Origin of the sequence: Marimonas arenosa (assembly GCF_030848945.1) — a bacterium.
Taxonomy (GTDB): Bacteria; Pseudomonadota; Alphaproteobacteria; order Rhodobacterales; family Rhodobacteraceae; genus Marimonas; species Marimonas arenosa.
In genome coordinates, this window is sequence record NZ_JANHAX010000001.1 from 720,360 (window position 1) to 744,617 (window position 24,258).

25 protein-coding genes and 1 pseudogene are annotated in these 24,258 nt (G+C 59.4%); 11 read left to right on the forward strand and 15 right to left on the reverse strand.

Annotation, left to right across the window (positions count from 1 at the left end; genetic code table 11):
• Positions 1–71: 71 nt before the first annotated feature.
• From NO357_RS03475 to NO357_RS03500, 6 genes are all read right to left on the reverse strand, one after another.
• Positions 72–380, reverse strand: coding sequence for a hypothetical protein (locus tag NO357_RS03475; RefSeq protein WP_306734218.1), 309 nt, complete (start codon positions 378–380; stop codon positions 72–74).
• A gap of 69 nt (positions 381–449) precedes the next feature.
• Positions 450–941, reverse strand: a complete 492-nt coding sequence (locus NO357_RS03480; RefSeq protein WP_306734219.1) for a hypothetical protein — start codon at positions 939–941, stop codon at positions 450–452.
• A gap of 117 nt (positions 942–1,058) precedes the next feature.
• Entirely contained in the window at positions 1,059–1,901 is an 843-nt protein-coding gene (locus tag NO357_RS03485; RefSeq protein ID WP_306734761.1) for a transglutaminase-like domain-containing protein, read from the reverse strand.
• A gap of 34 nt (positions 1,902–1,935) precedes the next feature.
• Positions 1,936–2,745, reverse strand: a complete 810-nt coding sequence (locus tag NO357_RS03490; RefSeq protein WP_306734220.1) for a hypothetical protein — start codon at positions 2,743–2,745, stop codon at positions 1,936–1,938.
• Entirely contained in the window at positions 2,742–3,128 is a 387-nt protein-coding gene (locus NO357_RS03495; protein WP_306734221.1) for a hypothetical protein, read from the reverse strand. Before NO357_RS03495 ends, NO357_RS03490 begins: the two co-directional genes overlap by 4 nt.
• A gap of 117 nt (positions 3,129–3,245) precedes the next feature.
• Entirely contained in the window at positions 3,246–4,454 is a 1,209-nt protein-coding gene (locus NO357_RS03500) for a DEAD/DEAH box helicase (RefSeq protein WP_306734222.1), read from the reverse strand.
• A gap of 474 nt (positions 4,455–4,928) precedes the next feature.
• On the opposite strand from NO357_RS03500, the gene NO357_RS03505 reads away from it, so the two are divergent.
• From NO357_RS03505 to NO357_RS03520, 4 genes and pseudogenes are all read left to right on the forward strand, one after another.
• Positions 4,929–5,084 (forward strand): cold-shock protein, encoded by a 156-nt coding sequence (locus NO357_RS03505; RefSeq protein WP_306734762.1) that lies wholly within the window; start codon positions 4,929–4,931, stop codon positions 5,082–5,084.
• A 118-nt stretch (positions 5,085–5,202) separates the two neighbouring features.
• The gene (tspO, locus tag NO357_RS03510) at positions 5,203–5,676 is read left to right on the forward strand and encodes a tryptophan-rich sensory protein TspO (RefSeq protein WP_306734223.1); all 474 of its coding nucleotides are present in this window, start codon (positions 5,203–5,205) and stop codon (positions 5,674–5,676) included.
• 58 nt (positions 5,677–5,734) lie between these two features.
• Complete coding sequence (locus NO357_RS03515) at positions 5,735–6,355, forward strand: hypothetical protein (RefSeq protein WP_306734224.1); 621 nt, start codon at positions 5,735–5,737, stop codon at positions 6,353–6,355.
• An 89-nt stretch (positions 6,356–6,444) separates the two neighbouring features.
• Positions 6,445–6,798: pseudogene (locus tag NO357_RS03520) on the forward strand (transposase); the annotation flags it as partial.
• A gap of 544 nt (positions 6,799–7,342) precedes the next feature.
• Here the strand turns inward: NO357_RS03520 and NO357_RS03525 are convergent.
• Positions 7,343–7,690, reverse strand: a complete 348-nt coding sequence (locus tag NO357_RS03525) for a hypothetical protein (protein WP_306734225.1) — start codon at positions 7,688–7,690, stop codon at positions 7,343–7,345.
• Positions 7,691–8,006: 316 nt separating this feature from the next.
• On the opposite strand from NO357_RS03525, the gene NO357_RS03530 reads away from it, so the two are divergent.
• The gene (locus tag NO357_RS03530; protein WP_306734226.1) at positions 8,007–8,444 is read left to right on the forward strand and encodes an SH3 domain-containing protein; all 438 of its coding nucleotides are present in this window, start codon (positions 8,007–8,009) and stop codon (positions 8,442–8,444) included.
• Between the two features lie 376 nt (positions 8,445–8,820).
• On the opposite strand, the gene NO357_RS03535 is transcribed toward NO357_RS03530, so the two are convergent.
• Together NO357_RS03535 and NO357_RS03540 are read right to left on the reverse strand one after the other, a co-directional pair.
• Positions 8,821–10,143, reverse strand: coding sequence for a hypothetical protein (locus NO357_RS03535; RefSeq protein ID WP_306734227.1), 1,323 nt, complete (start codon positions 10,141–10,143; stop codon positions 8,821–8,823).
• 685 nt (positions 10,144–10,828) lie between these two features.
• Positions 10,829–11,380, reverse strand: coding sequence for a Hint domain-containing protein (locus NO357_RS03540; protein ID WP_306734228.1), 552 nt, complete (start codon positions 11,378–11,380; stop codon positions 10,829–10,831).
• Between the two features lie 365 nt (positions 11,381–11,745).
• Here NO357_RS03540 and NO357_RS03545 point away from each other — a divergent pair, with 365 nt between their 5' ends.
• Entirely contained in the window at positions 11,746–12,291 is a 546-nt protein-coding gene (locus NO357_RS03545) for a hypothetical protein (protein ID WP_306734229.1), read from the forward strand.
• A gap of 185 nt (positions 12,292–12,476) precedes the next feature.
• Here the strand turns inward: NO357_RS03545 and NO357_RS03550 are convergent, their stop codons facing one another.
• Complete coding sequence (locus NO357_RS03550) at positions 12,477–12,776, reverse strand: hypothetical protein (protein ID WP_306734230.1); 300 nt, start codon at positions 12,774–12,776, stop codon at positions 12,477–12,479.
• A gap of 103 nt (positions 12,777–12,879) precedes the next feature.
• On the opposite strand from NO357_RS03550, the gene NO357_RS03555 reads away from it, so the two are divergent.
• Positions 12,880–14,496 carry a winged helix-turn-helix domain-containing protein gene (locus tag NO357_RS03555; protein ID WP_306734231.1) on the forward strand — a complete coding sequence of 539 codons (1,617 nt, stop codon included), beginning with the start codon at positions 12,880–12,882 and terminating at the stop codon, positions 14,494–14,496.
• A gap of 450 nt (positions 14,497–14,946) precedes the next feature.
• Here NO357_RS03555 and NO357_RS03560 read toward each other — a convergent pair whose 3' ends face one another.
• Entirely contained in the window at positions 14,947–16,251 is a 1,305-nt protein-coding gene (locus NO357_RS03560; protein ID WP_306734232.1) for a four-carbon acid sugar kinase family protein, read from the reverse strand.
• Positions 16,251–17,507 carry a ribulose-bisphosphate carboxylase large subunit family protein gene (locus NO357_RS03565; RefSeq protein WP_306734233.1) on the reverse strand — a complete coding sequence of 419 codons (1,257 nt, stop codon included), beginning with the start codon at positions 17,505–17,507 and terminating at the stop codon, positions 16,251–16,253. Before NO357_RS03565 ends, NO357_RS03560 begins: the two co-directional genes overlap by 1 nt.
• 91 nt (positions 17,508–17,598) lie before the next feature.
• Here NO357_RS03565 and NO357_RS03570 point away from each other — a divergent pair, with 91 nt between their 5' ends.
• Together NO357_RS03570 and nanR are read left to right on the forward strand one after the other, a co-directional pair.
• Complete coding sequence (locus NO357_RS03570; protein WP_306734234.1) at positions 17,599–18,423, forward strand: phosphogluconate dehydrogenase C-terminal domain-containing protein; 825 nt, start codon at positions 17,599–17,601, stop codon at positions 18,421–18,423.
• Between the two features lie 13 nt (positions 18,424–18,436).
• On the forward strand, positions 18,437–19,171 hold the full coding sequence (gene nanR, locus NO357_RS03575; RefSeq protein ID WP_306734235.1) for a transcriptional regulator NanR: 735 nt from the start codon (positions 18,437–18,439) through the stop codon (positions 19,169–19,171).
• Between the two features lie 369 nt (positions 19,172–19,540).
• On the opposite strand, the gene NO357_RS03580 is transcribed toward nanR, so the two are convergent.
• From NO357_RS03580 to NO357_RS03590, 3 genes are all read right to left on the reverse strand, one after another.
• Positions 19,541–20,263 (reverse strand): DUF5681 domain-containing protein, encoded by a 723-nt coding sequence (locus tag NO357_RS03580; RefSeq protein ID WP_306734236.1) that lies wholly within the window; start codon positions 20,261–20,263, stop codon positions 19,541–19,543.
• A complete protein-coding gene (locus tag NO357_RS03585) occupies positions 20,260–20,985 on the reverse strand; it encodes a DNA-methyltransferase (RefSeq protein ID WP_306734237.1) in 726 nt (241 codons plus the stop codon). The genes NO357_RS03580 and NO357_RS03585 overlap by 4 nt, the downstream gene beginning before the upstream one ends.
• Positions 20,986–21,153: 168 nt before the next feature.
• Positions 21,154–21,567, reverse strand: a complete 414-nt coding sequence (locus NO357_RS03590; RefSeq protein ID WP_306734238.1) for a ParB/Srx family N-terminal domain-containing protein — start codon at positions 21,565–21,567, stop codon at positions 21,154–21,156.
• 392 nt (positions 21,568–21,959) lie between these two features.
• Between NO357_RS03590 and NO357_RS03595 the strand changes: the two genes are divergently transcribed.
• Positions 21,960–22,376 carry a DUF2924 domain-containing protein gene (locus NO357_RS03595; protein WP_306734239.1) on the forward strand — a complete coding sequence of 139 codons (417 nt, stop codon included), beginning with the start codon at positions 21,960–21,962 and terminating at the stop codon, positions 22,374–22,376.
• On the forward strand, positions 22,373–24,037 hold the full coding sequence (locus tag NO357_RS03600) for a recombinase family protein (protein WP_306734240.1): 1,665 nt from the start codon (positions 22,373–22,375) through the stop codon (positions 24,035–24,037). Before NO357_RS03595 ends, NO357_RS03600 begins: the two co-directional genes overlap by 4 nt.
• Positions 24,038–24,258 lie beyond the last annotated feature (221 nt).

Below are 24,258 nucleotides of genomic sequence, written 5' to 3' on the forward strand. Positions count from 1 at the left end.
GCAGACGCGCTCGGCGGCTATGTCGGCCGCTGCGCTCACAATCTGGACTTCCGCATACGCTGATTTCATCGTCACTTGCGCTCCTCACGCTTCCGCAGCCGCTCCATGTCTCCAATGGCCCGCCTGATCAGTTTCTGAATTCGTTCATCGCAGGCCGCCGGTGTCGCCGCATATTGTTCGAGAAGGAACCGCCACTTCTCCATCACTTGTACCCATGTCCGCGCCGGTTCCGCAAACATCTGGTCTTCGAGGCTACCGAGATGCGGTTGCGCCGAGGGCACCAAACACGGGGCGTCGTTCGCAGGTCGCCGCCGCATCTCCGTCTCAAGTCGACCGGCCACAGTCCTGCGACCGTCAAGATCGATCAGGTCAACCGTCATTGGCTGCTCCCAAAGCCTCACCACGGCCCGCTTGCGGCCGGACGTGATGGCTTATTGCGGACCCGCAAGTCATTCTCCGATGCCCGGGCGCCCGCTTCCAGTGCGCGGTCCGGTATCTCCCGTCTCAGTCCATTTGCGGGGCGGAGCGACGCTGCGCGTTTCGCCTGCGCTTTCCTGGCTGGCTCGGGACCGAACCGAATAGAGGTCACGGAGCTCGACCTCGTTCACCCCGTCTGCCTGCATGACAAGACGGATCATCGGGTCGGCCAGCATCTCTTCAAGGAAGTAATCCGTCAAAGCCTTTCCGGTGAGCTTGTCTTTGGCCACTGCGCTCTCCAGTTCGGCGAGCGGCACGATGAGCGTTCGGCCGAGCCCGGGGTGCGAGGCGAGCGGATGGAGGTGGACGAGAACGGACGACATCCAGGTGCCTGGTTCGATCCAATCCACGGGCTCGAGCAACTGGGTCTCGATCTCGTATTCGCCGGGTGGTAGGGTCTCGTTGAAACTCGGAAGCTGGAATGGGCGGAGAAATACGGCGGTCGTTTTGATCAAGGCGGTCATCTCAATTCTCCTCAATGGTTTCAGACTGGGAACGAGCTCATACACAGGCGGACCAACCATCCCGCCGGCGAGCCGAGGACGGACAGACCGGCAAGAACCGGCGTGACACGCGCGGCGCTAGCTTCGGGAACCGGACGGCGCCTCGGCAGGATCGTCCCTGGCATCCCATGTCCAGACGTCGAATTGCGTCAGTGTATTTGGCCCGAATGTCTGCGTCAGAGGCACATCGGCGGCGTCCCGACCGCGCGCGATCAGAATCCGCCCCATGCGCGGGCTGTTGTTTCTTGGATCGAAGACCCACCAGCGACCGCCCAGAAAGACCTCCATCCAGGCCGCGAAATCGTCAGGTGGATGGGGCGTCGGTTGACCGAACTCGCTCAGGTAGCCCGTGCAGTAACGCGCCGGGATGTTCATGCAGCGGCAGAGGGCGATGGCGAGATGGGCGAAGTCCCGGCAGACGCCCTGCCCTCCGGCCAGCGTTTCGGACGCTGTGCGGGTTGCGCTCGCCTGCATGTAGTCGAACGAAACGGCTGAATGCACGAAGTCGCATATCGCTTGCACGCGCGCCCAGCCCAGCGGTGTGGTCTCGAAGCGCCGCCAAGCCTCCTCCGACAAAAGATCGGTATCGCAGTAACGACTGCCGAGAAGATAAACCAAGGTCTCAAAAGGCAGGTCCTGAACGGCGTGCTGTGCGGCCTCGGGCGCCGTCGGATCAGGCCGCCCGGTGTCGCGGAATATCCCGTCGGTGGACAGGGTGAAGTCCCCCGCCGGGGCCACCATCCGCGTGCACCAGTTGCCGAAGCCGTCGCGATAGCTTTCCAATGGAACGCTCGGTTGCGTGACGAGATAGTCGGCGCGCTCCAGATCGCCGAAGCGCGAATAGTGCACGTTCAGCATGGCTATGACGGGTGTCGGCTGGGTCAGCCGGTAGCTAAGGCGATAGCCGATCCGCATACGTATGCCGGCCGTCTCGGCCGAGCGCGAACTGGGGGCATTATTGTCCAAGAACGCACGCCCCGTCAGAAAGCTGAAAGCTGCGGTCGCAGCGCCAGCGGTTTCCGGATCGGTCGAGATGGGCGTTCACAGGCAGGTCCATTGCGACGCAGGCGTTGTCTACCGCCGCAAAGCCCCGTTCGCACCGCCATCCCGGACCGTAGGCATCTTGATCCAGAAAGGCGTTTGCCGGAAGCGCCACGGGATCACAGCGGCCATCGAACTCAAAGAAGCCCCTCTCGCAAGCCCATTCAGCACCATAGCCGGCATTGGTGAGGTAGCCGTTTTCGGGCACCGCAATCGGAACGCAGGCATCGGTCAAGGCTGTGAAGCCGCGTTCGCATGCCCAGCCGGAACCGGACGGATCATCGGTAAGGTAGGCGTTTTCCGGAAGGTCGATTGGCACGCATGTCTCTCGATCCTGTCGATATCCACGATCACATTGCCAGTCGAAGCCCGACGATTGAAGGAAGGCATTCTCAGGCATGGATATCGCCTCGCAGACCGCCCCGCCCACTTCTTCGTAGCCTCGCTTGCACGACCAGCCTGAGCCATAAGACCGACCCGTTGCATAGGCGTTCTCGGGGATGTCGAGGGCAACACACTCTTCGCCATCGACGCGATAGCCAAGCGTACAGTCCCAACCACCGCCATAATTGCGCGCCTCTGCATTCTCTGGCACAGGTCCGGTGCCGTCCTGCGCCAGAACCGGAAACGCCAGAAAGGCGATCAAGCCGACCATGCCGAAGACCGCAAGGCGGTGGCCACGGTACAGGGATTTCGGACCTGTCCAGGAGATGAGGCCGCTCATCCCTCGTCCGCCGATATTTCGGGTTGCTCGGGCAACGCATCGACATCGAGCGATGCCAGACAGGACTGCACAATGTCACGGTCTGGCGCCTCGGCGCCGGGTACGGTCGCCCAGCCGGCGTCCATCAGGGCATCCCGGCGCTGGAAAGTCGATGCGTCCCGAATTGTCGCAAGCTTCGCGGTGCGGTCGGGGTCGGTCCGGGCCATGTCGAGGCAGACCGGCACCATGGCCGCAACGACATCGTCATGGGCCATCGCCATCGCCCTGTCTTTTGCTGTTCCGCCGGTCACCCAGCCGCCCCAGGTGAAGCCGACGATGCCGACAAATGCGGCGCCGATCACCGCGCCATAGAGGCCGGGTTTGATCCATTCGGGAGTGTTCATGAGATTTCCTCCTGCGGAGAAAGCGCCGCCTCGCTGTGAAAAAATGTCCGGGTCGCAGTCAGCTGCCGGCACAGCGCCGTCTTCTGCGTCAGGCTCGAAGGCGCCTGCGGCGAGCGGTCAGGCGGCCATCCGTTCCGGGCGTCGCGAAGACGATCGGCGGCGCCGACGCCGCCCTGTCTTCGCTTTCGCTGCGTCTCCGATCCCTTCCCAGGCGCGCCCTCCGGCAATGTCGACGCGCCTGCCGAGTACCTTCTCGATGGCCTTGAGTTCCGACATTTCGTCGGCGGCGCAGAACGCGACCGCGCGTCCTTCACGTCCGGCACGGGCGGTGCGCCCGATCCGGTGCACATAGTTTTCCGGCACGTTCGGCAGATCGTAATTGTAGACATGGCCCACACCGGGGATGTCGATCCCGCGGGCCGCGACATCCGTCGCGACGAGGACGCGCACCGAACCGTCCTTGAAAGCGGCGATGGCCCGGTCGCGCTGACCCTGGCTCTTGTTGCCGTGGATCGAGGTGGCCGCGAAGCCGGCCCGGTCGAGGCGCTTCATGAGCCGCTCGGCGCCATGCTTGGTGCGCGAGAAGACCAGCGCGCGGTCGTCCCGGTGCCCGTCCAACAACGCGATCAAAAGATCCTGCTTCTGGTCCTTCGCGACGAAATGCACGCTGTGGGTGACCTTGTCGGCAACCTTGCCCGGCGGCGACACCTCGACGCGGATCGGCTTGTCGAGGTAGTGCCCGGACAACTCCGCCATTGCCTTCGGCATCGTGGCCGAGAACATCATGGTTTGACGGTTCGTGCCCAACATCGGCGCGATGCGGCGCAATGCGTGGACGAAACCAATGTCGAGCATCTGGTCCGCCTCGTCGAGGACGAGAAACCTTGTCTTGCTGAGATCGACGGCCCGGCGATCCATCAGGTCGATCAACCGGCCCGGCGTGGCGACGAGGATGTCGGTACCACGGGCGAGCCTCGACGCCTGCGCGTTGATCGACTTACCGCCCACGACGAGCGTGATGCGGAGATCGGCTGTCAGCCCCTGAAGGCTCTGGACGATCTGATTGGCCAGTTCTCGCGTTGGCGCAAGAATGAGCCCGCGAGCCGATTTCGGCGCGGCCTTTTCCTGAGCTTTGGAAAGCGCCACGACCAGCGGAATGCCGAAGGCTGCGGTCTTGCCGGTCCCGGTCTGGGCGATGCCCAGAATGTCGCGGCCTTGCAGTGCCTGCGGGATCGCCTGTTCCTGGATAGGGGTCGGTTGAGTCAGCCCCAGGGCGTCGAGCCGAGAGACCATGCGAGCATTGAGCCCGAGTTCATTGAAAGTCATGTCATTCCTTGACCGAACCTTGCGTTCGGTCGGTCGGGGTGCACCCAGGGCGAACACTCCGGCACCGCATTGTGCCCGGAGCCGCTTTGGGCGGCGTCCCCCTTCGTGATGTGGGAAAACGATGCGTCACGGCCGGGGGCGGAGTGAACCCGCCTGCTCACGCGGCAGAACGGCAACGCAACACTGAAGTGGGGACTTACGACAGCTTTGTCAATGGCTGCCACAAGTCGTTGCCGCATGGGCGCGACAATCCCACTCAATCTGCTTGCTCTTGTTTTCTGAACCTAAAAGTCCCATTTCAACCCGGTAACGTGATACTCTGCGAACCTCTGCTCCCGTTCATCCGGCTTCAGTCGATCTCTCAGTCTGACTTTGCCGGGCTGCCGTACTCTGCGGGCAGCAGTAGAACAGGAGACAACGGTTATGGCCAATGGCACCGTGAAATTTTTCAATACCCAATAAGGCTTCGGCTTCATCGAGACAGAGACGGGCGGAAAGGACGTTTTCGTCCACATATCCGCCATCGAACGCGCCGGCCTGACAGGCCTATCGGACGCCCAGAAAGTGACATTCGACGTGGAAACCGGCCGTGACGGCCGCGAAAGCGCGACAAATCTAGAACTGGCGTGAACGGGTTCGGGCCGTGGGCACGTCCTGCGTCAACGGCCCCAATATCGTACCGGCCCGATTTGTTTCGGGTCGGTGTCAATGCTCACCAGCGCGCAGCTGACCCACGCGGGAAGCGGCAATGGACGTCGAAGGCATGAACTGGTTTGTGTTCGGGGCCTGTCTTTCGGCGTGTGCCGCGGCGGCTGTCTCTGGCATGCTGTTCAAGCCCGGCGCATGGTATGCTGGCCTGTCCAAACCGTGGTGGACGCCATCGAACTGGATGTTTCCCGTCGTATGGGCGGTTCTTTACGTGACCATGTCTGTCGCCGCAGCTCGCGTTGCGGCTCTGCCCGACGGCGCGGTCCTTTTAGCCCTCTGGGCAACCCAGATCGCCTTCAACACGTTGTGGTCAGGTGTCTTTTTCGGGTTAAGGGATATAAGAACGGCCCTGATCGTCATGGCTGTACTCTGGTTATCTGTCATGGTCACTACGGCCTTTTTCTGGCAGGCTGATGTGATCGCAGGGGCACTGTTTTCGGGCTATCTGTCGTGGATCACAGTGGCATTGGCACTGAATTTCTCCGTCAGGTCACAAAACGCGCGGACTGCCTGACATGGCGTTGCAGCCCCGACAGGCTTCGTCCCGCTCATCATTTCCAAGGAGACCAAGAATGCCGAAGGCCAAACGATCTGCTGAGAAGCCAGCAGAAACCCACGCCATCCATCTTAGCGAACACAGCCGTTACCAGATCAAGTCCGGGCGGCTTTCAGGTGAATACGTCGCCAGGGCCTTTCCGAAACCGCCGACAAACGCGCGCGGAATGATCGCAGAAGCCCGAGGCGCGACGGAAGAGGCCGCTATCGCCGCCTTGCACGACCTAATCGATGCGAGAGAAGTTCGCAGAGCAGACGATCGACGGGCCGATCCGACAACAGGTGTAGCTGTTCCCAGCACCGACGAATTTGTCGAAGCTGTTGCACAAGTCGCCCTATCGCGCCCACAACGCGCCATGCTGACCGCCCTTGCTTTGGCCGACGATGAAGGGTTGTCGGCGGTGCGTGTTGCAAGCGCCGCGGGCTACAAATCGAACGCTTCGGCCAATCGCGCACTGGCATCGGCCGGGCTGTTGATCGCCAGTTACCTTTCACTCGAAGTAACTCCTGACGCGGCCGCCAGCGCCCACGATGGAATTTTGTTTCTTGGTTACCGAGGCAGGCAGAGAAACGATGAAGACCCGGGAAACTGGATCCTTCACGCGGAGCTGCGCGAAGCGGTTAGGTCTGCCGGATGAAAGATCTCGCCCGAACGCCCGTTTCGATACGTGCGGGGCATACGACAAGGCTCTTAGGTCGACGCGGTGCATCCAGACGTTTCAGTCGGGTCACCGCCTCGGCCGTCGCCGCGACCATCGGGTCGGGCCGCCAGTTCCGAAGTGGGCGCGAGTTCGCCGCTTGGCTGGGGCTCACGCCACGCAACCATTCCAGTGGTGGCAAGGAACGATTGGGCAAGATCACGAAGATGGGTGACAGGTACCTGCGCCAACTCATCGTGGTCGGCATGACATCCCGCGTTCGGCAGGTTGCCAATCATCCGGAGCGGGCCGACCCATGGCTGGCAGACTTCCTGCAGCGAAAGCCCGCGCGTCTCGCAACGGTCGCCATGGCGAACAAGACGGCGCGGATCATGTGGGCGGTGCTGACGAAGAACGAACCCTATCGGCCGCACACCGCTTGAGAGAAAAAGAAACAACGAGATAGCAAGACCAACGATGTGATGGTGTACCCTTCAGCCGCAACGATCAGGACACTCCGCCGAATGTCCCGGGCGTCATTGCCCGCAAAGCAGTAAGGAACCTGATCTGCGAATCCCATCAGAGCCAGCGGTCACGACCGCGCAAACAGGCCCCTCTCATTGATTACTTTGCAATCAATTGCCGGCAGCGGGACACAAGACCGCTTCTGAAAAGGTGCACACAATCTCATTTAGCTCTTGCTATGCGGGCGCCATCCACACAGGTCGTTCGCTGAATCATTTGTATGCTGCGCTGCAACTCGCCAAAGCGGTCATTGAAAAGCGGTCATTGACTTGTTCTGCATGATTTTGGCGCGGCCAGAGGTCTGCAACGCGGACTTATTCCGACTTTAGCCAGATTGGCTTCGACTAACGTGATCGGCCACTCCGGGACCAAGGTGCACGCATGGCGTCGGGCAAAACGCGCAGACACGATACTTTTAGTGGGTCTACCGTGCATGTCGATTTCGGGTGACGGCAACTCCCGCTATTTCAGTTCAACGCCTTTGTTCCACGGCATCATGACCAGGACTCGCGCAATACCACACCGGTCAAAGAACACGACGAGCAGCATGCCGACGAACAACAGGATGTAGAACCACCCCATAAACGGCAGCATTGCGACCAACATGAACAGGAGCCACACCTCCCGGACCTGGACCGGGAAACTTGTCAAGCTCCCGTCGCGAAAAACGAAGTACAACAAGTTCGCAGCACTAGCCGCGAGCGCCACAGTATATCCCCAAGCGTAACCGGCGAGCCCCAAACCAATGGTGAGACCGATCACGGCCCAAAACCACCAATCGATTTCTTGGTATTTGATTGAGAATTGCATTCTGACCTCCATTTCTTGAGGCTTCCCCCTTCCTAGTGGATACTATTACCAAACACGCTGGGATCGCATTGATTGAGGTCAACGGCCCATACCAGCGACTCTGGGGACACAAACGTCGAGGAATGATGAAACATGAAGCTGGCAAGCTTTGCTTTGACTGCGGAACAAAGGAGTGGAGCTCAAGTAGTCCGTTCAGCCAGGACTGATGTCAGATGTTTGGGACGAACGAGACGATACTTTTCTTTTGTAAATTTCGCCCATCTCCCAACATAAGCTCGAAGTTTCGGGAGTTTTCTAATGCCGAGGATGAAACGAAATGCGAATTTTGCTTCTCGCAGTTATGGCCGCGTTGGCTGTCCTGTCTTCCGCGCGAGAGGACACTGTCTCTTGTGACGAGGTTCTTGCCTACATTGTCGATGGCGACCCGGTTGATGTTCGGGTCGAGCCGTCTGAAGTTGCGGGAATTATCGCCGTTATTGAAGAAAGCGGCAATGAGTTCGGCACAACGGTTCAGATAACGGGAAGCGATGGTGAGTGGATTAGGGTCACCAGGGCCGATACCCCTGACGACACTACCTTCGACGGCGTCGGTTGGGTCCACAACTCACATCTCAGAACCGAGATTCAGCCGAGCGGGCAGGATAGCACCCCCTTGTTTGAAACCCCCAGTGCCGAGGCACCGGTGGTACGTCTGCTTCGCCATTCCGAGATACACAAGGCTCGAAAATCACCGGCGTTTCTCGCATGCCATTGACGATGGGTGAAAGTGCGGATCGACGATTTGCATGGATGGCTGGCGCCAGGAAGCCACTGTGGGTTGGCCTGGACGACGTGCCCATAAGGGTTCGGCAGTCAAGGGGGCTCACTTCGGGCTGAAGCCGGAGCTGCCACGCGGCAGTTCAGCTCCCTTGCCTCAAGGAAAACCGGCGCGACCGACGTGGTCGGCCCAAACCTGCCGTTCACGGTCTTCCCGGTCGCTGCAGCGCAGCTTCCCCTAACCGGACGTTCACGTGACGACGCAGCATTTATCCAAGGCGAACGACCGCAACGCGGACAAACTTGCCGTTCGCTGCGGTTGCACGATCTGCCATTTGAAGCGCCGTTTCTATGAAGTTGCAGCGAACTTCCGGTCATTCTCCCGAAAAATTCGTTTCTAACGCCGTAAGGCGGGCCTCAAGCTCTGAAATACGCCCCACCTCGGCTTCCAAAAGCTCGATCCGGGCGGTCTTGCCGGCATCCCGCGCTTCTAACTCGGCAATGTAGATATGAGCATGTTCGAGTTCGTTGAGCATGCGGCCCAACTTGTCGGTCACGTTGATCGGCGCATTCTCGATGGTCGGACCGACATTCGGCAGGAAACCGAGCGAGAACATCGCTTCGGCATGTTCGGCAATCGACGGCAGGTCAAAGTCCTCGGAGAAGACAATGTCGCAGCCGCCGCCGCAGGTGGTGCCTCCGGTGGTCAAGCTGCCGGTCAGCGTCGCATCGCCGTTTGGCTTGATCTCGAACAGCTTGGTCTTGGCCGAGCTGGCGCTGTCGACCGCACCTTGTTTGAGGATGAAATTCGTCCCCGCGCCGAAGGACCACTCGCCGCCGGTACTGGTATTGGCCATCGCGATCTCGGGCCGACCGTTGTTTTTCAGTGTCAAGAGGTTTCGGGGCAATTGCGTGCCGTTGGCCTCTTCGACCAGGAGGCTGGCAGAGCCATCGTTGCGCCGAACATGCAAGGAGGAACTGATATTGCCGTTGATCCCGATAGCGACGTCACCGTCCGGGTCGATATACAGCGATCCGGAGGGCGCGCCGGGTTTGATCCGGAAGGGAAGGCCTGACGAAACCGTGTTGTCGCGGACAAAAAAGCTCTGTTCGTTGCCGCCGATATCCCAGGATTGGGCTGCGAAAGTGCCGGAACCGTCCTGTTCGAGCCGAATGGTCGGCGAGTCGCCCGTCGCGACGTGGATGTCCGTAATCGGGGTCATTGTGCCAAGGCCCAATTCACCGCTGGAGTCGAGCACCAGGGCGTTATCGCGTGCGCCGGCGTCAAGCCTGAGAAGCACGTTGCCCGAGGTGGCGTCTTCGACGGCGAAATACGATTTTCCACCGGTCGACACGGCCGTTGAGTCGTTGAACACGAGGCGCCAGTCATTGTTGGGAAAAGTGGAGCTGCTGGAATCATCGGCATGGAGGCGGATATTGGCGGTTTTCATCCGGATAACGTCGGTTCCGTAGGTTTCGGTATCCGCACAGTTGAACCCCACGCATAGCGCGCTGCGGATGGTTGTGTTCGAGTTGATGACATTTTGCGATTGAGCCGGGCTGGCCAGGAGCAGACTCGCGCTGGCTGCAAGCAAGCCATGTCTCGCGCCCCTGCCAGCTTGCGTAGAAGGTTTTCGGCTCGCTGTAGACGCATGAGTGATCCTGAAACTATGGGCAGGAAATGGGAAAACGGCCATGACAAAACTCCCTTCAAAGCGTAGATCACTTCCGGTTCGGTTCGGAAGTTGGGTAAACGTTTTAGGGGGAGAATATCCTAATTTGGCGCAAGCCGTCTATGTTGGCCGTAGTAGCCGTTGGTTTCTCTGCGAGTGCCCCAGTAGATTTCGGACGGTCCGGATCGGGCTCGATCCGGCCGTTCGCTGCGGCTGTGCGGCAGCCACCCTGCCAACCAGACCGGCATCAACGCCGTTCACGGCCCTTAAGAGACATCCACCGGCATGCCTGTCGCCGCAGTGCAGCTTCACCAGAGCGGCCATTCACCGATGGTGCAGCATCCTCATCACGGTAATGACGGCAGTGAGGACGAAGCCGCCGTTCAGAATTAACCCGCCGATCTGAACGACCGACGGGCCAGAAACGCTGAAATCGTCCACTCACGGACACTTCTTGGTAGTCTAACGATGTGCAAGCCACGTGGCCGTTCTGGGATTAATCAGTGACCTTCTCGTGAAGATCCACTCTGCCGGACAAAGTGTTCGATCGTGAGTTCGAGAGCGTTGATGTGAAGGGCAACTAATTGAATCGCACTCATTCTGGCGTTACGCGGACTAGATTATCTCTTCTTGCCTTTGTGCAGAACGCGCCCTTCGGCCATTCACTGTTCGACTTTGCTGGTGGCCATGTAACCCGTCGACAAAACCACTAGGGGGACACTCTGCACCAAGTCCCTTCAACGCATACAAAATCCTCATCGCCGCAATGAAAAAGAAAATAGGAAACGAAGGCATGCGCAGCGCGGCGTACGCCATGCCGACCCAAAAGTTCACGTGCAAGAACAGAGCCGGAGCCAACCAGGTTTGAGTTATGCGGCAGCATGATATCTTGAGCCGGAGAGAGTAGAAAACTGGCTTCGGGTGACTTGGCACCTAGGGCATTTTGAGCAATTTCTACAGGTTGCGCATTTGGAAAAGACTTCAGGAAATCTTCTTCCAGGTGCAGTTCGTCTGTCCATTCAACCTTCTTAAAGGCCCCAGACTTTGTTTTGACGCGATCACCTTTGCGCAAGCCCATGATCGGTAGGTTCCCAAAGTTCGTCACAACGCGCGCGCGGCCATGAAAACCGGACAAGGTCCACTCTTTTTCTATCGGGGCAGACGGATCGGGCTCCGGGGAAAGACGTGGCGGGTTAAAATCCGACAATTCGTTCCTGGCCATGAAATCCTGAACGTCAAACTGGAAGGTGTCTTCGGCCATGTCTTTTCCCGCGGCGAATGCACATTTGGGAATGCAGACGCCACCTTTTTGTTATTTTCCAGACTATTGGTCTACAGCTTGTTTTTGGCATGAATTTGAACAAATGTCGGCAGTTCAAAGGTTCTGATCGGCGCAGTTGAGGCGCGGGTTGCGCTTTGGCAAAGGGCTCGTTCCGGACCTTCGCTGCAGACTGCACGGAGGTCTGGTAGGCGGGACAAAGTGACCTTTCGCTGCGGTCGCGCCAATGGCCGCTTTGGACAAGCGACATCATTCAGAAATATTTGAGCTTCAGCACCCGGAGACCTGTCTAGCAAACTTCGAGGAGGACAGTTAGTCTGCAAACATGTGACTATTGGAGATAGAAATTGCGTGTACTGACTATTGCCATTTGCATAATCCTCACGCTACCGGGTTGTTCTCCAAACCACGAAGCAGATGCAAAACTCGCAGGAGGTGCAACTGCAACAATGTCGGTAAGGGCAATGCTTGGCATTCACAGCGATTGGCATAGAAAGTTCACCATAGGCGACGGTCGAGCTAGCGTATCAATCGACTTATTTGAAGATACAGGATGGTGGCGAGGCTCTAACTTATATCTTCACTCTTCGGGCACTTATGTTGTCCATGAGGGACAAAATGGATGCTTTGGCTTCACTCTTGAACCCGTTTCATTTGATGTTCGCACCTCGATTTCGTGCGTCAAAGTGCCCGGCAATGCTCTTTCGCTTTCGGATGAAGGTCCCGCACTGAATGGGTATCCAGCGTCGAATTACTATGTCGATCTGTTCTACATTGGCAGGTTCGTGGAGGCTGGCCGCATACCTGAGTTGCGAGAAACCCGAGCCGAAGCACCAATTGTCTTCCAAACATACGAGCAACACGCCGAGCCAGAACTTCCTGAAATCCTTTGATCGGACATTCGTGGACGATGCAGCATTAGTTACTTCGGGCTCCGCGCTGCCGTTCGTTGTACTGGTGACGAACGTCTGCAGTGCGGGACGAAGCAGACATGTGAGTTTGTCGATCTGGGTCGTGGCAGCTCACATCAGGGCTGGCAGACTCCACCGGGTAACTCGTTTCGCCCGCCAGGCTTTTATCACTCGGTCGTTGCAAGCACGTCAGCACCTTGTGGGGAGCAATCTTCCACGAAGGTCCATTCGGGCTTGGCGTTTTCTTCGAGGATCAAGTCGATCACCCGTGCATACCGAGCACCATACTGCTGCAGCATCGTCACTTGCGCGGCAGTATCAGCGGGTAGTTCGACCTGTTCTCCGTTTACGTTCACTAAGGTGATCGTCGGGCAGTTCTTGGGGGCTGCCTGTAAGTCACTTATGCCGACTGTCACCGATAGCGCGAAAGTGGCGACAAACGCTGTGGATTTTGCAATACTTGTCATCGTGTCCTCCATTGGTTGAGTTTGAAGCGCCCTTTGAGGGCGAGCGCCTTCCTCCAGTGGGGCCTCAAAGCGACAGCGAAAGTCACGAAAGCGGCCACGAAAAATGCCGAAATCGGATCAAATTATTGATATTGAAGGTTTTCGTTTTCATCAGCGACCACTTGAGCTGCATGACCCTGACGGGAATTTGGTGTCCTTGCGCCCGCAATCGCTCCGCGTTTTGTCGGTTCTGAGCGAACAGGCCGGGGAGCTCGTCTCGAAGGACAGCCTTATGGAACGGGTCTGGGCGGACACCCACGTGACCGACGACAGCCTCGTCCAGTGCATCTCGGAGATCCGGAAAGCACTTGGTCCGGAGGCGGGTGCTCTCCTGCGCACTGTGCCGAAACAGGGCTACCGCCTAGATGTGTCGCTCGCGCGGCCACGTCGCCCGTCGCTGCTCACGACAGTCCGGATCGCCGTTCTGGCCATCTTAGCTGCTCTCGCGCTTTCGGCGCTATTGCTCACGCCTCGCCAGCAGGCCGCATCGGAGGTCCAGTCGATCGCCGTTCTGCCTTTCGAGAACCTCAGCGGCATTGCCGGGCAGGCCTACTATTCCAACGGCCTCGCCGAGGAGCTCATCGTAAATCTCTCGAGGATCGCCGATCTTAGGGTCGTGTCGCGCGCAGCGTCCTTCTCGGTCGCGCAGAGTGCGAGCGATCCGCGACAGGTCGCCCGGGAATTGCGAGTGTCCTACCTTGTGGACGGTAGTGTGCGCCGCGAGGGTCAGACCCTACGGATCACGGCAGCGCTAATCGACGGCGCGAACGGCGAAAACATCTGGGCTGACAGCTATGCGGGGGCCGAAGCGGATGTGTTCGATTTCCACGAGACGGTCCTCTCCGAACTCGTGCGTGTGTTGTCGGTCCGTCTGTCCCAGCAAGAGCGTGAACGCCTGGGAGTTCGGGGCACGCGCGATGTCGATGCCTTTGACAATTACCTTCGGGGCAAAGAGCTGGCCGGCTTCCTGACCGCGAGCCAAAATGAACAAGCGGAAGAGGCCTTTGCCGAGGCCATCCGACGTGACCCAGATTATGCCGCAGCCCACGCGCAACTTTCGATCGTACTCAGCATGCGAGCCGAGTACGGCTGGACAAGCGATGTGACGAACACCTTGGCGAGGGCGGTGCTGCATGCGGAACGGGCGGTGGCCCTGTCACCCGATCTGCCCTTTGCTCATTTCGCGCTTGGACGGCTTTTGTCCCGAGGTTTCATCGCGGACCTTGCAGGGGCCAGCGCCGAGTTCGAGCGGGCCATCGAACTCGACCCAAACTACACGGACGCTTACGCTTTTTACGCGATCGTGCAGGTGGCCAATGGACAGGCAGAGGATGGGCTGAACACCATGGCGGAAGCTTTCGCGCGCAATCCCGTTCCCCCGTATTGGTACTATATGCCGCTTGGACTGGCCAACTTCTACCTCGGCGACTACGAAGCAGCAGAGGCTGCGCTAACTGAACTCCTCCAGCGCAACCCGAGACTCCAGAATGCCCTGCGGATCCTGATCGCAACATATGGTCATATGGGACGGCTGGACGACGCCGAGTGGCTGGTCATGGAATACGAGGCCTTGGGCGTCCCCGCCACGATCACCGACATCATGCAGGTGATCAACATCGAACACCCTCCCTACCGAGAGGCGGTCATTGACGGGCTGAGGCTTGCCGGCCTGCCGGAATAGGAGGTCCAAGTCGGTGCCATATACTGAAACATGGTCGCTGGGCTGTTCTGGTTTGGGCTCCTAGCGGTCATGCGGCGATGCAGAGGAATCCTTGAAATCGTCTAAGGGGCCAACGTCGAGCACGGCCCATTGCGGACCTACGACTTGCCCATAAGATGCTGCGGTGCGGCCCGTTAAAGCGGCCGTTAGCTGCAGGTGCACGATCTGGACCTCGCTGGAGGTCTGGAGAGCGGACTGAGCGGCCATTGACGACCCCGCTCTGAACGGCTTCTTTCAGCAACCAGTCGAACAATGAGTGCTGACATCACATATCTCATGGTTTTGGTCATTACGGGGGCTGCCCGGGCGTCCCGATGCCAAAACATCTGTTTCGGTCCATTCGTCGGCTTTTGACTTTCGACCGGGTCCACCCAAAAAGCGCTTGGGGTGCGAGCTGCGCAGGTTGCCAAGTTACAATCCATCGCGAAGATTGACGAAATATTCGTCGGAGCCGACTTGCCCGCCCTTTAGTGCGATTTCGAAGGTGGACTGGCCGTCTCGGTGCGCGACGCAGACAGGAGAGCCGGGCGTGTCCGGCAAGGGCCGTCTGAGCGTGAGTGCAAAGGTGTCGAGCGCCGAGAGTGCATGGCTGGACGTGTCCCCGCCCGCCACGCCAACCCGATCGATCGGGTGTGCATCCATCAGGTTTTGAAGTAGCCTGCCAAGTGCGCGACCGACCTTGTCATTTGATGCTGCCGGTTGCGCTTCGGCGGGTGCCCCAAGCGCGGTGTAGAGAATTGGGCTATGGCCGAGTCGGATTGCGGCGTCGGCTTGCGTGAACGCTTTTTCCATCGCGTCTTCGGCACCTTGACCATGGGCCAGTGCCTTGTAATCGACGGCCACGCCTACAAAGCCGTTCCGCAAGGCCGTCTGTATTTGCCGCTCTGTTGTCGGCGAGCAACTGCCTGAGACAATAGCGATCACGTCCTTGCGGTCGAGGACCGGTATATCAGTCGCCGGATCGACAATGCCTGCATCCCGCCAGGCCTCGAGAAGCGCGTATTCGACACCGGAAGACCCCACCACGTACGACCCGGTTTCCGACAATGCGTCTTCGATCAGGGCGCCCGCGCGCGCCTGCGACGCGTCGTCGTAGACATCGATGATTGAAATGCGGTCCCCCGCGGCACGACCATTGCGCAGGGCTTCGAGGTCTGAAACACCGAGGGCCGCATCCGGGTCGATACCGCCCACCTGCATCGTTGTCTGGTCTGACAGATGGCGTCGAAGGTCAGCCTCGGCCATGGGGGTGGCTGGGTGACGGCTCATAACCGGGTGTCGGTCGATGCGGTACACTTTGTCCTGATAGCTGGCGAAAAGCGTCCCGAATAGTGTGTAGCGCCGAAGTTCGGGCGCGCCGATGACGACATTCAGGAATGTCTGGCCGAACACCGCCATGCCGAGTTCTGCGGCGCGGCCAATCGACCCGATGTTCGGGGCGCTGTCAAAGGTCGAACAGACCTTGTAGTGGCAGTGGCGCGCTTCAAGGGATTTCAGCCACTCAAAGGCTGCGGGAAGATGTGCATCCATCCATTCGGGCGATCGGCTGCGGCTTTCACCGGCCAGGCCAACGGCTCGAACATCAGAGAACTGGGCCAACTGTGCGTCGGTCGGGATTCGGGTGAATAGGACCGTGGGAATGCCGTTTCCGGACAGTGCCTCCAATACGTCTGTGGAGCCGGTGAAATCATCGCCGTAGTAACTGAGTTCAAGCATCAGCCGACACGCCCGCCGAATGTTTCCAGGGCCTTGGCCAATGCCGGATGATCCTGCGCGTAGTCGCCCAGGGACTGGCCACTCGCGACGGCATCTGCCGCTTGTCGCATGCTCTCGACCCCGCCCGCAACGCCGCCGGGATGACCCATGATGCCGCCGCCTGCACAGATCAGGAAGTCCTGCGATCCCGCTGCGGCGATGCTGCCCGGCAATTGCAGGGCTGTTTGCCCGGATGAAAAAACCGGCATGGCCTCAAGCCCCTGTCCATTTTCGAAAAGCGGCGACAGAACGGCGCGGGCAGAGGCCTGAACGCTGTCATCCGGTTCGGAAAACTTGTTGCTGAGCCCGTTGACATGCAGGTGATCCGCCCCGGCCAGCCGCCAGAATTTTTGCCAGGCGACATAGCTGATCCCGATGTCCGGTGACCTTGAATACAAGCCCCAACCGGCCCGGTGCGCGTGGATCGGCAAATCGCTGTGTCGGCGCAATGCCAGCATTCCCGCCAGCCCGACACAATGCATCGAAACCATGATGCAAGTACCGCCCGCGTCCCGAACGATGTCGTGTCCGCGTTTCATTTCGTCAATGTCGCCGGTGATGTTGAAGGCAACCATGGCCTTCTTTCCGGTCCTGTCCGCGTCGCGGTTCACCACCCGCATCACGGCTTGGACCCGTTCTTCAAGCGGGCAGGCTGGCCCGTTGGCCTGCAATTCGTCGTCCTTGATGAAGTCGATGCCGCCCCGGACCAGATCCGCCACAAGATCGGCAGTTTGGGTCGGGTTCAGACCGACGCTCGGCTTAATGATCGTGCCGATCATTGGACCCGTGTCCACTCCGGTCAGCGCCCGTGTCCCGGCCACCCCGAATGCAGGTCCGGGGTTCGCGGTGGCAAACGCATCGGGGAATGTCACATCCAAAAGCCTGAGCGCAGACACCTCGGCAAGTTCGAAAAGATTGCCCGCAACCGTCGCCAGAAGGTTTGGAAGCGAGGGACCCATGGTTTCAATCGGCCAGGACAGCCTGATGCGGCCACGTTCAAAGCGGTCGCTGTCGAGCCGGCAGGGAAGCGACGGTGTTTTGCGCACGTCCTCGACCACTATCTGCTCCACCGTCGCGCCCGAGCGGGATCGCAGATCGTCAGTCTCGTTCGGCAAGCGCACAAACGTTCCCGAGGATTGCTCACCCGCAATCGTCGCTGCGGCCCGTTCCAGAGAAACCGGGCTTTCCAGTTCGTAATCTGCAAATATACGTGTCATCTCTCGGCCCTTTGGCGACTTATTAACTTGTCATACAAGTTGATAACGTGATAACTGGACAAGATCAATATGTCTATGGCGGAGTCAAATCATGAAAATCGCACTCATTGGTGCAGGCGGCAAAATGGGCGTTCGCCTTTCCCTCAATCTCGCGAAGTCAGACTACGAGGTCGCTCATGTCGAGGTCAGCGATGCCGGGCAGGCACGCCTGAAAGAGGCCGTGGGCGCAGACTGCGTGCCAATGGCACAAGCGCTCGACGGCTCTTCCGCCGTGATCCTGGCAGTGCCGGATACGCTGATCGGCAAGGTGTGTGCCGGGTTGATCGATGACCTGGATCCGGGAACCATCGTGGTGATCCTGGATGCGGCGGCGCCCGCTGCCGGTCATTTGCCCGAACGTGCGGATATCACCTATTTCGTCACCCATCCCTGCCATCCGCCGATCTTCAACGACGAAACCGATCCGGACGCCCGGAAAGATTACTTCGGCGGGATTGCGGCGCGTCAGTCGATCGTCAGCGCCCTGATGCAAGGGCCGGAAGAGCATTATGAAGTGGGTGAAACGATCGCCAAGACAATCTATCAACCGATCTTGCGGTCTCACCGGGTCACCGTCGAGCAGATGGCACTGTTGGAACCCGGGCTGTCCGAAACTGTGTGTGCGACGCTGCTTGTCGCGATGAAAGACGCTTTGGATGAAGTTGTTCGGCGGGGTATTGATAAGACGGCTGCCCGCGATTTCCTCTTAGGTCATATGACGATCCTGGGGGCGGTGATCATGGAGGAAATCGACGGCGTCTTCTCGGATGCTTGCAACAAGGCGATCACCAATGGTTATCCACGTATCCTGAAAGACGATTGGCTCAAGGTCTTCGAGCCCGACGAAATCGAAGAGAGCATTCGCCGCATCACTTGAGAAAGGCTGTCAGATGGATAATTCCACGCACCATGCGGACGGGCGCGGCAAGATCACGCGTCAACGTTTGTCCGATCAGGTTCTCGAGCGATTGCAGGAGAGAATCGCGTCGGGTGTGTTTCGCCCGGGCTCAAAGATGCCATCGGAACGTGAACTGATGGACGAGTTCGGCGTCGGTCGACCGGCGGTGCGCGAGGCCATGCAACGGTTGCACGACGCTGGCCTGATATCGGTCGCGCAGGGCGGTCGGGCGCGTGTCAACGAGATTGAAGCAACCACCGCGGTGCGCAGCATGGATTTCGTGGCCCAGCTCTTGCTGTCGGACTCTGCCGAATATCTCGAGCATCTCAAAAAAGCGCGCATCATGTTCGAGGGCGGGATGGTTGATATTGCTGCACGGCAGGCAAACACCGACGATATCATGGCGCTTCGCAAGCTTGTTGAAATTCAGCGCGCCAAGTTGGCCGAGGGCCGCGCACAGGACTACATTTATGCGGATATCGATTTTCATCGCCAGATTGCAGAGATCTCAGGCAACCCAATCTATGTCGCATTGAGCGAAGCAATGCTGAACTGGCTGTCGACCTTTCATGTCCACCTTCTGAGATGGACAGGAAACGAAGACGCCACCCTGCGCGAACATCTTGAAATCGTCGACGCGATTGAGGCTGGCGCACCGGAAGACGCAAAGAAAATTATGCAGGCACATCTGGAAAGATCAGCCAGCCTTTACAGCCATTCAGTATAGTGGAGCGGGTCAATCAGGACATATTGAGTGGCTCCACTTCTGGGTGGTTGAATCCAACCGGCCTGCACCGGCTTTTGCAGAGCAAGCGACGGAGTTGACCGTCGAAGTCGTAGGTTCTCGTGCGAACTTTTGTAGTATCTACATGACGTTCAGAACACTGCCATCCTGCGTTCTTCAACTTATTAAATGCCGCCATTCGCAACTTGCGCAGCATCAGGTAGGGAGGGCTCAAAGCGATCATGCGGCAGCGCAGAATGAAACCCGGCTTCGGCGCGGTCTGAATGTCTGTATCGGCCTTGCGACCTGATCGGCTCGCACTCGCAGCGAATTCACACTTCCCGCACAAACTAGACGTTCGCGAGGCCCCGCTCACTGTTCCATTTCTGTTTTAGGAGACAGCCTGTTGATCAGCGCGATCAGGTTGAGCTTATCATCCCATTCCCTCTCCAGCTTGCGAAGCTCCTTTGGATCAGACGTGTTTTCCCTGGCTGCATTGATATCCCGAAGATCCTCAATGAGAAGGTGCTTGTTCGCAACCAGGTCATCGAACTCGGCCTTCTCCTCCTTCGTCATGGGCCCAATAATGTGCGCGGTCCCCTTGTCGAAGTCGATCTCGACATGGTCCGGATGTGGGATCGGCTCCGGCAGGTCGGTACTCCCGAGCGCTTCTCGCCGACGCAACTCCTTGTCCCATTCGACCTTGTAACCAATGGCGGTATCCAGCCACTGGTCGTTCAACACCTTCCGCGAGCTCTCTGTGCCGGCAAGCATCTCCGCGAAGAGCCGCTGCGCGCGGTGCTGGCCCTTCGCCGCATTCACCGCGATCGAGCGGACGACAGCCTGTGCCATTGGCAAAGTTACGTTGCGGTCCCCATCACGCACGGCAATCCCCCGATAGGCTTCGTCCAGGATGATATCCTTCAGACGCTCTTCGTGAAGACCCGGGCGCTTGTTCTTCGCGCCCTTCGGCCGGCCACGGGGATTGCCTGACTGACCGGGCTTGAACTGGGAGGACTTCGGTGGTTTGGCATACCCCACGTCATACCCCGGTCGGGCGGTCAAAGACGTGCCGGTCTCGCGTTTCTTGCTCATTCCGCCGCCTCCAATTTCGCATTGGTTGGCGGCGTCCAGCCACAGACCAACTGTTCGGCATCGTCCTTTGCCCAGGCCTCCCAACGGGCGAGAATGCGATCGCAATAGATCGGATCAAGCTCGGCAAGACGCGCATGGCGCCCGGTCTTTTCCGCCGCAATCAACGTCGAGCCCGATCCGCCGAAGAGGTCGAGCACGATCTCCCCGCGACCCGACACATCCTTGATGGCATCCGCGATCATCTGCACGGGCTTCACGGTGGGATGCATCGCAAGCTCGTCCATCCGCCCGGCCCGCATCGTGTTGACGCCTTTATGTTGCCAGACATTGGTGCGATAGCGTCCGTGCTGGCCCAGCTCAAAGCTGTTCACATGCCCGGCCGCGCCAACCTTGAAGGCGAAGATCAGTTCGTGGCGCGAGCGGTAGAACGTGCCCATCCCACCATTGTCCTTCACCCAGATGATCAGGTTCTTGAGCTCGGAATAGACGCCCTGCCCGGCCGCCAGCATCTCTGCTATGTGCCGCCAGTCCATGCACAGGAAGTGGATGGCGCCGTCGACACTGTGATCGGCCATGTTCCGGAACGCGGTCCTGAGGAAGTCGGTGAACTCACCCGAGCTCATCTCTCCCGATGCCATCGCAAACTCGCGGTGCTGTACCCTGCCGGAGTTGCCGACGTGACCGTCGATGGGCACGTTATAGGGCGGGTCCGAGAAGACCATGCGTGCCTTCTCTCCTGACATAAGCGTGTTCACCACGTCAGAATCGAGTGCGTTGCCGCAGATCAGGCGATGCTCGCCAAGTTGCCAGAGATCACCTTCCCGGCACCGCTGCGGCGCGTTGACGATGACAACCTCATCACCCGGGTTCCCCGGTTCTTCCGGCGCCGCCTATTCCAGACAGAGATCGATCTCTGCGACGGAGAACCCCGTGACCCCGATATCAAAGTCGAGGTCGGGGCTTTCGAGAAGCGCCCCCAGTTCTGCCGCCAGAATGTCTTCATCCCAGCCGGCATTCAGCGCCAGCTTGTTGTCCGCCAGCACATATGCCCGTTTTTCCGTCTTGCTCATATGCTCGAACCGCAGACATGGCACCGTCGCCATTCCCAGCAACTGCGCCGCCGCGACGCGGCCATGCCCGGCCAGGATCCGGTTGGCACGGTCGATCAAAACAGGGTTCGTGAAGCCGAACCTCTCGATGCTGTCCGCGATCTGCCTCAGCTGTTTCTTCGAATGGGTCCGCGCGTTCCGGCTCCATGGAACAAGGTCGTCCGGAGCTATCTGTTCGATCGTGTTGTCAGCCATCATTCTGCCTTTCGCCTGAGCGTCCAACGGGACGCATTTTCGGGTTCAGTTGCGCCTGATGGCGCTAAGAGTTTGATGAGGGGAACCCGCTATCCTGGCGGAGGGCGGACGCTCAGACTGACAGTCTGGACGCCACTGCCTCGCGGCAGGGAACGGTCCTCTCTGGTCAGTCCATCTTCGAAGCGACGGGCCTGGCGGCGAGTCGCTAAAATTAAAACATACCACGAACATATCTCCATGGGAAGTGTGTTATGTGCAATTCACCACAACATATCGTGCGGACTGGACTTCCGCCCGCATGAGAGCGTTCCTGTCACCATGCCCGCACTGCACGTCGGGCTTTCTCCGGTACCGAGGCAGCGCACCGCCGCCTCCAGCCACTGGAGAGACACATGCCCAAATCACCCCCGATCGAGGACTTCGAGACGATGGACCGTGCAGCCCTGAAGGCTTCTTGGGCGGCGATCGAGGGAACTCCGGTCCCCAAGGGATTGAGCCAGCCGTTCCTGAGGCGGTTCCTGGCCTTCGACCTGCAGGCGCGCCGTTACGGCGGATTGCCGAAGGAGTTCGAGGCACGCCTGTGGATGGCAGCCGGTAACAAGAACAGGTCGAAGACCTCGTCCCTCCGCCCGGGCGGCCGCCTCATACGGGAGTGGAACGGCAAGACCCATGTGGTCGATGTGACAGAGGACGGGTTCCTCTGGAACGGGCAGTGTCACCGCTCGCTCTCCGCCATCGCACGCAAGATCACCGGCGCCCGTTGGTCTGGACCGCGCTTCTTTGGCCTGAACCGAAAGACCAACGCATGAGCAATACCCGGATCCGCTGTGCAATCTATACCCGGAAGTCTTCCGACGAAGGGCTCGACCAGGATTTCAACTCGCTCGATGCCCAGCACGAAGCCTGCGCCGCCTACATTGCCAGCCAGAAGCATGAAGGATGGAAGCTCCTGCCCGCGCGCTATGATGACGGCGGTGTCTCGGGCGGTACACTGGAGCGCCCTGCCCTGCGGAGGCTCATGGCCGATATCGATGCGGGTCGCATCGACATGGTGGTGGTCTACAAGATCGATCGTCTGACACGGTCGCTGGTGGATTTTGCCAAGCTGGTAGAACACCTGGAAGCAGCGAGTTGTTCCTTCGTCTCGGTCACCCAGGCCTTCAACACCTCCTCCTCCATGGGCCGGTTGACGCTGAACGTGCTGTTGTCCTTCGCCCAGTTCGAACGCGAAGTCACGGCCGAGCGGATCCGCGACAAGATCGCAGCCTCCAAGAAGAAGGGGCTCTGGATGGGTGGTCTTGCGCCGCTTGGATATGATCCCCATCCTGACCGCACCCGCCGCGAGCTGGTGGTGAACGAAGCGGAGGCGCAGGTGGTGCATCAGCTGTTCGAACTCTACCTCGCGCAGGGATGTCTCAACGCCACCGCCAGGGAAGCCGCGCGCCTCGGTCTTCGATCAAAGCACCGGGTCTTCGCCAGTGGACGGGAACAGGGGGGCGGCCCGTTCAGTCGCGGCCAAATCCACAAGATCCTCACCAACCCGGTCTATCGTGGGATGATCCGCCACAAGGACAAGACGTTCCCCGGCACCCATCCCGCGATCATCGATGAGGACCTCTGGAACAGGGTGCAGGCAAGACTGGAATCGGCCAGCACCCGCCGGCGTAGAGGTAGGACACCCGGAGCAACAAAGAGCCCCACCCCCCTCAAGGGGCTGTTTCGGGACGAGACCGGCGATCTTCTCACGCCCACGCACACCACGCGAGGGGCGCGTCGCCATCGTTACTACGTCTCCCACCGTCTTATTGCGGGTGGCGCCGATCCCGCTGGCTGGCGGCTGCCTGCTGCAGCCTTCGAGGCGGCGGTTGCCCGCATCGTGGCGGACCACCTGGAGGTATGCGCTTCCCGGCACGCTGTCGTTGTGACGGATGACACTGCGGGAGCAATGCGCGTCACCGCATTGGCCAGAACTCTGGTAGCTACGATCCGGTCAGAAGGGATCGGAACCGCTGTCGGGTTCATCGCCACCGGACACATCGCGCGTGGTGCCATCGAAGTCGGCCTTGAACCTAAATCTCTTGGCCAGGCACTGGGGTACGCTGCCGGCACCTTGAACCCGGACCTTCTCTCCATATCAGCCCCGTTCACCTGCCGCCGCCGCGGGGCCGAGATGAGGATCATCGCCGGTGAGACAAAGCCGAAGCCGGATGCGACCCTCATACGCACGCTCGCCAACGCCCACCGCTGGGCAGCCACCCTTCGCTCTGGAACACCCCTTGGCGAGATCGCCCGCCGCGAAGGTCATTCAGAGTCCTACATCCGCACCCGCGCGCCGCTGGCCTTCCTCGCGCCGAAGATCCAGGTGGCGATCCTCGAGGGAACCCTGCCGCCTGAGATCACAACCAAACGCCTGATCGCACGACCGCTGCCTCTCGATTGGGGTGAGCAGGAACGTCTCGTCGGGATGTGACGCGGGTACAGAGCTGGTCCCTGTTGAGTGGGAGTGGTTCCCTGTTTGTGGCGAACGGTTTCCCTGATAGGTGCGGAAAAATTCCCTGTTCATTCGGAACAGGGAAATCGCTTCTAACCCACTGGGAAAGTTTAGTGTTTCAGGGGCAAACTGGCCGAATTCACCCTCGGAAAACCACATTTCCCTGTAAATTCCCTGTTTCCACGGAAAACCCGAGAAAA